This is a genomic window from Streptosporangium sp. NPDC050284, assembly GCF_044459525.1.
Taxonomy (GTDB): Bacteria; Actinomycetota; Actinomycetes; order Streptosporangiales; family Streptosporangiaceae; genus Streptosporangium.
On sequence record NZ_JBITIZ010000043.1, the window covers coordinates 8,121 to 16,540 of the forward strand.

General features: G+C 64.3%; 2 protein-coding genes. Both read right to left on the bottom strand.

The features are described 5' to 3' along the window. Window positions 1–434: hypothetical protein (locus tag ACIBH4_RS39450; protein WP_399173881.1), on the bottom strand; the 434-nt coding region annotated here is incomplete at its 3' end. Window positions 435–825: 391 nt separating this feature from the next. Then, window positions 826–8,199: a LamG-like jellyroll fold domain-containing protein gene (locus ACIBH4_RS39455; protein ID WP_362770268.1), complete on the bottom strand. Its 7,374-nt coding sequence runs from the start codon at window positions 8,197–8,199 to the stop codon at window positions 826–828. Window positions 8,200–8,420: the final 221 nt, after the last annotated feature.

The window sequence follows — 8,420 nt, forward strand, 5'->3', positions numbered from 1 at the left end:
CCGGTCATTGGTTGGCCGAGGGGTTTGCGGGTGGTTAGGTCCCACACCCGCACCGTGGCGTCCGCGCCGCCGGTGACGGCGATGGGTCGGCCGTTCACTTGTCCGACCGCGATCGCTCCGACGGTGCTGGTGTGGCCGGTCATTGGTTGGCCGAGGGGTTTGCGGGTGGTTAGGTCCCACACCCGCACCGTGGCGTCCGCGCCGCCGGTGACGGCGATGGGTCGGCCGTTCACCTGTCCGACCGCGACCGCATAGACAGCGTCACTATGGCGACCCAATGGTTCTGCTGTTACCGCCGGTTTGGTGTCGTTGTCCGCTGACGGGATTTTCGCGGGAGGCCAGGAGGCTGCCATGAGCGCGAAGATCGCCGCGCAGGTCGTTACTGCGGCGATCAACCCGGGGCGTCGGCGGGGAGACGCCGATTGCAGCGCCATAGCCGCAGCTAGCGAGAACCTGTTCCCGGTGGGAGTCATATCCTGTACGACGGTAGAAGCCTGCGGCGTGAGGTCGATGGGTGCGGGCCGGACAACGGCAGGGGGAGCACTCGCGTGCGGCCCGGTCGTGCCATGGCCGGATGCCTCGAAATCACCCGTGTCCAGCCGATCCGTGTTGGGCACTGCTCACCGTTCTTTCTGTCCTGAATCGCACTTCGGGCCGATCATGCGGAGTATCCGGCCACATACGGCCGAGGGAAGCGGATCGTCACGCCCGCTCTTCAGATCATGATACCTCCCGTACCGTAATCCCTTTGCGTTGCGAAAATTAATTATCTAATTGATTTATTCCGAGTTTATTGCGAGATGTCCCGCGCGAGCTATCTATGCATTAGTAGCGAATCACATTTTGGCAGTTCACGAATACGGGATTTTTCTGCCCTGCAAGGGAAAAAGTTCTCTCGCACATTCGATTCGCTCCTGCCGTGAACGCTGTTCCCATGACTGCAAGATCCTCGCATCTATCCCAGGTGGCTTGCCCGCCAGGAACAATGGAGGGATACTTGCCGCATTTGCTGTTAACCAGGGGTTCGAAGCGGTTTTTGTTCTGCTCGTAGTACTTGACGGCAAGCGCGTTCACCACTTCGTCAAAGGCGCTATCTTTGGTAATTTGATCCCATTTCTTTTGAGCTTCTTTGCGAGCCGCCTTTTCCTCTTTGGTGTCTCCTTTGTATTCGCTGGGGTGCTTGTAGCCTTCAAACGCAAAACGTTCATGAATTTCTGCGACCTTTTCGGCCGCCTTGCATCCCAGGTGATAGCACATCAGTGTCATGGTAACGAAGTGCCTCAGTACGTTCCTGGCCCAGCCTGGGGACTTACCTGTGAGTTTGTAGTCCTTCATGCGCTCGTTGACATAGTCGGCCGCCGTGTCGCTAATCCTTTTCGCCTCGGCGCACTGTTCAACTTTAAGAACCTCCTTGCAGGCTGCGAACTCTTTTAGACCCTTGTCGCCGCTGCCGGGGTCTTGGCTTCGTGGCATCGCTCCTGCGCCGGATGACCCATTGTTATACTTCTTGTAATCGGATGAATTTATTTTTTTCCACAGCTCTTTAAGAGTCTTCTCGTCATCTATGAAATCGGCGAAAAGCTCGTAGAGGTCCCGCTTCTCTTTGCTCGCGTCCCAGTAGCCTTTCGGGGCCGTTCTTCCCTTCACCGTGATACCTATCGCTTTCGCTCTTTCCTCGTCGAACCACCAATCCGCCTCCACAAGGCAGCATGGCTGATCAGGCCATGAGTAGTACGGCTGCCCCGGGACGACCTCTGGCGGGTTGAAGTCCCAGCTTGAGGAATCTCGATCTAGGTATTTGTCCCAATAACTACTTGTGTCGTAGGACTGCCAGCCGGAGCCGCCACTTGCGCCGTTTTGAGAGCCCACTGTGTTGAGCTGAATGGCATTGTGTCCGCTGGGGTCGGTGTGGGTGAGAGGGGAGGCGTTGGCGTAGGTGTAACGATTGGCCTGGACCGACGGGTCCGGGTTGAGAGCGGCGGTGTCACGGGAGGCAAAAGCACCGGTGCCGGGCTGGTACCAGCGGGCGTGCATGTTGACCTTGCCGGTGTCAGGATCGGTGTACTCGCCCTGGTAGCCGAGGCCTCGCTGAGTACCCGAGCGGTGGGTGACCTGTCCGAAGGGGTCGTAGGCGACCGAGTCGACCAGAGCGGTGCCGGAGAAGGTACCCACCACATCGCCGTGCAGGTCAGTCATCGTGGCCAGGGCGGGGCTCGCGCCCTCTTGGAGACTGAGCAGGCCGCCGAACGGGTCGCGGCCGTATTTGGCTTGGACGGTGCCGACGCTGTCGGTGGTGGTGACGAGGTCGTTGCTCAGGCCGGAGTAGACGAAGCGCTGCTGGGTGGCGCCGGCGGTGCGGGAGGTCATCCGGTCCAGGGCGTCGTAGCCGTAGGTGGCATCCCCGTCGGAGGTGAGCCGGTCAAAGACGTCGAAGGTGAGATTACGGGTGACGCCGGCCTTGGTCTCGGTGGCGGTGGTGCCGCGGGGGGTGTAGGTGTAGTCGGTTCCGGCTCCGCTGGTGAGCCGGTTGCGCTGGTCGTAGACGAAGGTCTCGGTGCCGACTTTGGTGCGATTGCCGGAGGCGTCCCACTCATAGGCGGTGACGGCGCCGCCGGGGGCGGTCCAGGAGGTCAGCCGTCCGGCGCGGTCATGGGCATAGGTGTTGGTCCCGGCGCCGGCGGTGCCGGTGGTGGTCTTAGTGGTGAGGTTGTCGTCCTTATCCCACCCGTAAGTGATCTTCGACAGTTCGGTGCCAGAGCTGTTCTTCACCGCCTGGGAGGTGAGCCGGTCCATGGTGTCGTAGCCGTAGGTCTGGGTGCCGACCGGGTTGGCGGAGGTTTTGCTGGTGAGCCGGTTGGCGTTGTCGTAGCCGTAGGTCCAGGTGCGCCCGGTCACCGGGTCGCTGGCGGTGTTGAGCCGGTCGGCGGCATCCCAGGTGTAGTTTGCCGTCCCTGCGGGGTCGACGCGCTGGGTGAGGTTACCGGTGGCGTCGTAGGTGTAGGCGGCGATCTGGTTGGTGGCCTTGGACACCTTGGTCGGCAGGCTGCGGTCGTTGTATTCGAGGGTGTAGTCGCCGATTGCAGTGAGGCGGCCCGCGCTGTCGTAGGTGACCGCGCGGTTCACCGTAGCCATCGAAGTTCCGCTGCCGACCTCTGCGGTCACCCGGTTCAGCTGGTCGAAAGTGCGATCGATGCGCACCCCGCCCGGCTGCAGGGTGGCGGTGGCGTTGCCGGAGGCGTCGTAGACGCTGGTCCAGGTCCGATCAGCGGCGTTGGGATGGGCGGTGGTGGACGGTTCGATGACCGATTCGACCAAACCGAGGGCGTTGTAGGTGGTCCAGGTGGCGTTGTTGCGGCCGTCGGTGGTGCGGGTGCGTGCCCCGGTGGCGTCGTAGCCGAACGTCGAGGTGATCGACGAGGTCGCGGAGACCGGTTCGATCAGGGAGGTCAGTCGTCCTGTGGCGTCGAAGGTGCGCTGGGTGACATATCCCTCGCCGGAGGTGGTGCTGGTCGGGTTACCGGCCGGGTCATAGCCGAAGCCGACGGTGCGCACCGTAATGGCGCCGGTGAGATCCTTGGCGGCGGTCTTGCGGCCGGCCAGGTCGTAGGTGGCCTCGGTGGCGTTGCCCAGGGCGTCGGTCACCTTGGTCTGGCGGCCCATCAGGTCGTAGCCGAAGCTGGTGGTGCGGCTGGCCAGGGTAGTGCTGCTGGGGGTGGCCGGGGCGATGGTGGCGGTGACCTCTCCGGCGGCGTTGACCGTGTAGGTAGTGGTCTTGTTGCCTGGCCCCGGCGCGACGGTTGTGGTGAGGTTGCCCGCAGCGTCGTAGGTCAACTTGGTGATGTGCGCCACGGTGGCGGGGGTGCGCTCAATCTGCGTCTGGGTGACTTGTCGGCCCAGATCGTCGTAGGTGGCCTCGACGCGCGCCCCGGTGGGATCGATCACCGCGAGCTGCTCGCCCAGCAGATCGTATTCGGCCACCCGGATGCCGCCGGGCCCAGACGGGCCGGGTTCGGTGACCTTGACCGGGCGACCCAGCGCGTCATAGACGGTGGAGGTGACGTGATCGCGCGGGTCGGTGACCGTGGTCTGCCGCCCGGCCGCGTCATAGCCGAAGCTCACCTCAGGGGTGATCGCGCTGCCGCCCGGCGGGGTGTAGGGCGCACCGATGGTCGAGGTCAGGCGCCCGGCCTTGTCGAAGACAGAAGTGGTGGTGCGCCCTTCGGCATCGACGATGTGGCTCTGCAGGCCCGCGCTGTTGTATCCGTACCTGACGGTGGGGCGCCCGGTGGTGGCGGTGGTGCCGTTCTTCTCGATCGTCACCTGCGGTGATTTGGCTTCCACCAGTTGGCCAGCGAGGTCGTAGCGCATCGTGGCGGTGAAGTCCGCAGGCGTGGCGCCGGAGGCGTTGCCGCGCGGGTCGACGGTCGCGGTCAGCAGGCCGCGGTCGTCATAGACGCTGGTGGTGACCAGGTCCTCGGCACCGTTCTCCACGGTCTGCCGGGTCACCTGGTTCAGCGCGTTGTAGAGGTATGAGGTGGATTCGACGCGGGGGGTGCCAGCTGCGGTGAAGGTCTTCTTGGTGACGTTGTCGTTCTTGTCGTACTCGAAAGCGGCCTTGCGGCCGAGGGCGGCGGGGTCGAACGTGGTGGAGGTGAGACGGCTGGCAGCGTCGTAGACGGACTCGACGGTACTCTTGCCGCCGCCACTGACCTGCCGGACGAGGTTACCGGCCGGGTCATATTCGTTTTCTTGCAGCACCACGTCGGTTGGGCTAACGGAGTGGTTGAGGCGGACGTCGTCGCCGCTCGTCGTCGCCGGTCGGTTGTCCATCCAGTAGGTGTAGGCCTTCTTACGGCCCATCGCGTCGATGTGACCAGCCAGCCGTCCGCCGGGGTCGTAGGAGAAGGACTCCAACACCACGTCCTGGGCGGGCTGTGGGCTGACCGGGCTGCCGGTCCAGTTCTTCAACGTACGAGAGGCTGGCTTTCCGCGTTTGGTGTAGGCGAAGGTGATGACCGTGCCCACCGGGTCGGTCTGGGATGTCTGAGCGCCGGTGACGTCCCAAGTGGAGGCGGTTATCCCGCCTTCGGGGTCGGTGACCGTCTCCACCCGTCCCTTGGTGTCATAGGTGTAGGTGGTGGTGCGCGTCGCGTCGCCGCCGGTCAAGTCGGTTACGGTGGTGGTGAGCTTGTTGCCGTCAGCATCGTAGGTCAGCGTGGTCTTGGCGGTGTGGGTGAGGTTGGTGACCTCGTTCTTCACCCCGGGATCGGTGCGAGTGAGTAGACGGCCGAGGCCGTCGTAGGTGAAGGTCGTGTTGACCCCGTTGGGATGGGCCGCCGAGATCTCGGCGCGGGAGGTCAACCGTCCTACCGCGTCGTAGGTGAAGGTGGTCTTCAGCCCCGATGGGCTGGTCTGCTCGGCTACCTGCCCGGAGGCGGTGTAGCGGTAGGTCGTCTCGTTGTCCTTGAGGTCCTTGGCTGATTCCAGCAGCCCGGCCGGGGTGGTGCCGCCGCCGATCGCGGGCTCGGTGCCATCGGTGTAGGTGGAGATCATCGACCGGCCGGTGGGGAAGTCCGAGGTGACCGGGCTGGTCACCTTCGCCACCTCACCGTAGGTGGTGTACTCGGTAGTGATGGCGTAGGTGGTGTCGGTGTCAGAGGCCGAACGTCCGTCGCGGTGCACGGTCACCAGGTCGTTACGCGGATCGAAGGCGTCGCTGGTGTTGAGATAGTACTTCCAGGTCTCGATCGCGCATTGCCCCGGGGCGCGGCAGTATTTGCGGGCGATGAGATTGTCGCGCTCGTCGAAGTAGACGTCGTTGACGATGTCGTTGCGGTCGATCAGTTTGGCCAGTGACCCGGACAAGTTGTACTCATACCAAGAGGCGTGCCCCAGCTGGTCGGTCTCACCGATGATGCGATACCCGCGCCAGGCGTCGTAGAGATACTTCAACTCCTCGTTGCGCGGATCGACCACGGTGATACGGGCGGCGCCGTTTTGCGGGTCATAGCTCTGCGCGCCGATCTGCCAGGTACCGCCGTCGCGGTCGACATGGGTTTTGAGCCGATCGGTCGCGGCGTCATAGGTGTTGGCCGCCCACACCCGCCCCGAGGGCAGGATGACGCCGGTGAGCTTGTGCGCCGCCTCGGCCCGGGCGGCGTGGTGGGCGCTCACCTCAGTCGCGGTCAGCGGCTTGTCATAGATCGCGACCTCGTCGATGAACCCCTTGAACGGGAACGCCGCCCGCGGGGTGGGCACCGCCGGAGAGGTGGCCGGGTCAGCCACCCCGTTGCCCACCGTCGCGCTTTGCCGCCAGGCGCTCACCGCCGCACTCAAAGTGCCAACCGGCGTGCCATCCAGGAACAATGTCTGGTTCTGACCCGAGACGGTCAGCACCACGTGGTGCCAGGTGTTGTCGTTGACCACACCGGCCGAAGTGATCGGCGCGGCGACCGCGGCCAGTGAGCCACGCAGCTTGCCATCAGTGCCGACGTACAACATCGGTCCCCACGGGATACCGGAGGTCTCCTGGGTGCCAGCGGCCATCAACACCCCGGACTGGCTGGTCTTGAACCATGCCTCCACCGAGATCTGATCACCCAGGTGCGGCACCGTATTAGCGGGCAACTTCAGTGCCGAGCCGGTGGTGAACTCCACCGCGGTGTCGGTGCTGCCGGCCAGCGCGCCGGGCTTGGCATAACCAACCCCCTGATAGGTGGCGTCACCTTGGCCCGCGCCCTGGTCGGTCGCCACCGTCCCCGATGCCTCGCCCAGCCGCCAGTAGGCGTACGGGTCGGAGTCCAACACGCCACTGCGGTACTGGGAGCCGGTGCCGTAGCTGTAGTGGGTGCAGTTGGGGGCCGCCACCGGCGCACACACCCCGGTCAGTCGATCACCGTCGTAGTGGTAGGTCCACGTCAGCGGTGCACCGTTCACCGGGTCGCTGGAAACCGAGGTGACGTGAGCGCCGGTCCAGGTGAACGTCAGCGATCGCCCGCCCGTGGCCGTCACCGTCGACAGTTTCCCACCCGCACCGTAGGCCAACTCCTGGCCGCGGCCCCGGGAGTCGGTGACCTCGGTCAACCGGCCTTGAGCGTCGAAGGCGTATGTGGTGGCTGACTTGTCCATCAACCGCCAGGTGCCGCCGCTTTCCTCGGCCAAGGTGGCGTGCATCCCCGGCGGTGGCTGAAAGGCCCCTGCCCCGCTGCCCATGAACCGCACCTGACGGCCGTCAGGGTAGGTCACCAATGCTGAAACAGCCGGGCCCCGCACCTCCTTGACGATCTTCATGTCCCAGCGGGTCGACCACCCCGCCCCGAAGATCCCATCGGTACGCGGGTCCATGCTGTTATAGGAGCGCGTCACCGACAACGGCGGCCCGGCGGTGGGAACCGACAGGTCGGTGACGGTGGTGGTGTAGTTGCCGCTCTGCTGGTGAAACTCTTGCTCATCGACGCCGGGGGTGGCCAGTTGCGAGGTCACTACAGGCTGGCGCACTCCGGTGACGAAGGTGTGCACCGGCGAGAGGGTCGACATCGAGTTGGAGGTATCGGTGACGGTGACCGTCCACCAGTACTGCTTTCCCCACGCCAGCTTGACCGCCGGCACCTTCCAGGTGTTGACGCCGGCGGCCAGGGTGCCTGAGGAGGTGCACCCCGTGCCGGTCATCGTGTCCTTGTCACAGATCTTGAACGCGTATCGCACCGATCCGCCCACCGTGCTGCGCCCTTGCGCTCGCAAGGTGGGAGTTAACGAATCCATCAACATCCCACTGCGCGGGAAAGTGTTCAGCAACGTCGGCTCATCGGCCAGCAGCGAAGCCTGCGACTGCGCCGGGGCAGCCGAGGTCTTCGACAACGTCCCGGCTTGGGTGCCGGTCTCTCGCTGATCGACGAAGCGCTCCTCGATGGGGACCGCGCCTTCGGGAGGTTCGATATCCGAACGCCACTGGCCGTCGACCACCGCCGCCGACATCTGGGTGGTCGCTTTGCTATCCACCAGAGAGGGGAAGCCCGCAGCCGACCCGGTCAACTGGTCCGGTGTGTCAGGGGTGCCGTGAAAGAGCGCAACTGATTGCATCGCGGCGGCCACCGGGACCGCTTGGAAAAGCAGCAACCCTGGGGTTACAGCCGTAACGACGATCACCGATGCCCACGTTTTAGCACGCGCTGAAAACGACCATGACACATTTCGGCGCATACGCCGTCATCCTCCGAACACGTCACCGCGAGAACGAACGCCCTCGCGTTACCCCAGCCCGCCGCAGCGCTCTGGCCAGGCCGGAGGCGACAGTTCGGAGTGCAGGACAAGCAAACGATCGAAAATTACTCCAGTTGAATTCGTAGAGTCCGTCCCCGCGATCACCATGGCTCGATGGCCAACCCCGTTGTGGTCAGACAGCCGTCGAGTAGATGCGGCCT

Excerpts from the sequence above, each read along its gene's own strand:
- ACIBH4_RS39455 (WP_362770268.1), bottom strand. The coding sequence starts at position 8,199 with ATGCGCCGAAATGTGTCATGGTCGTTTTCAGCGCGTGCTAAAACGTGG.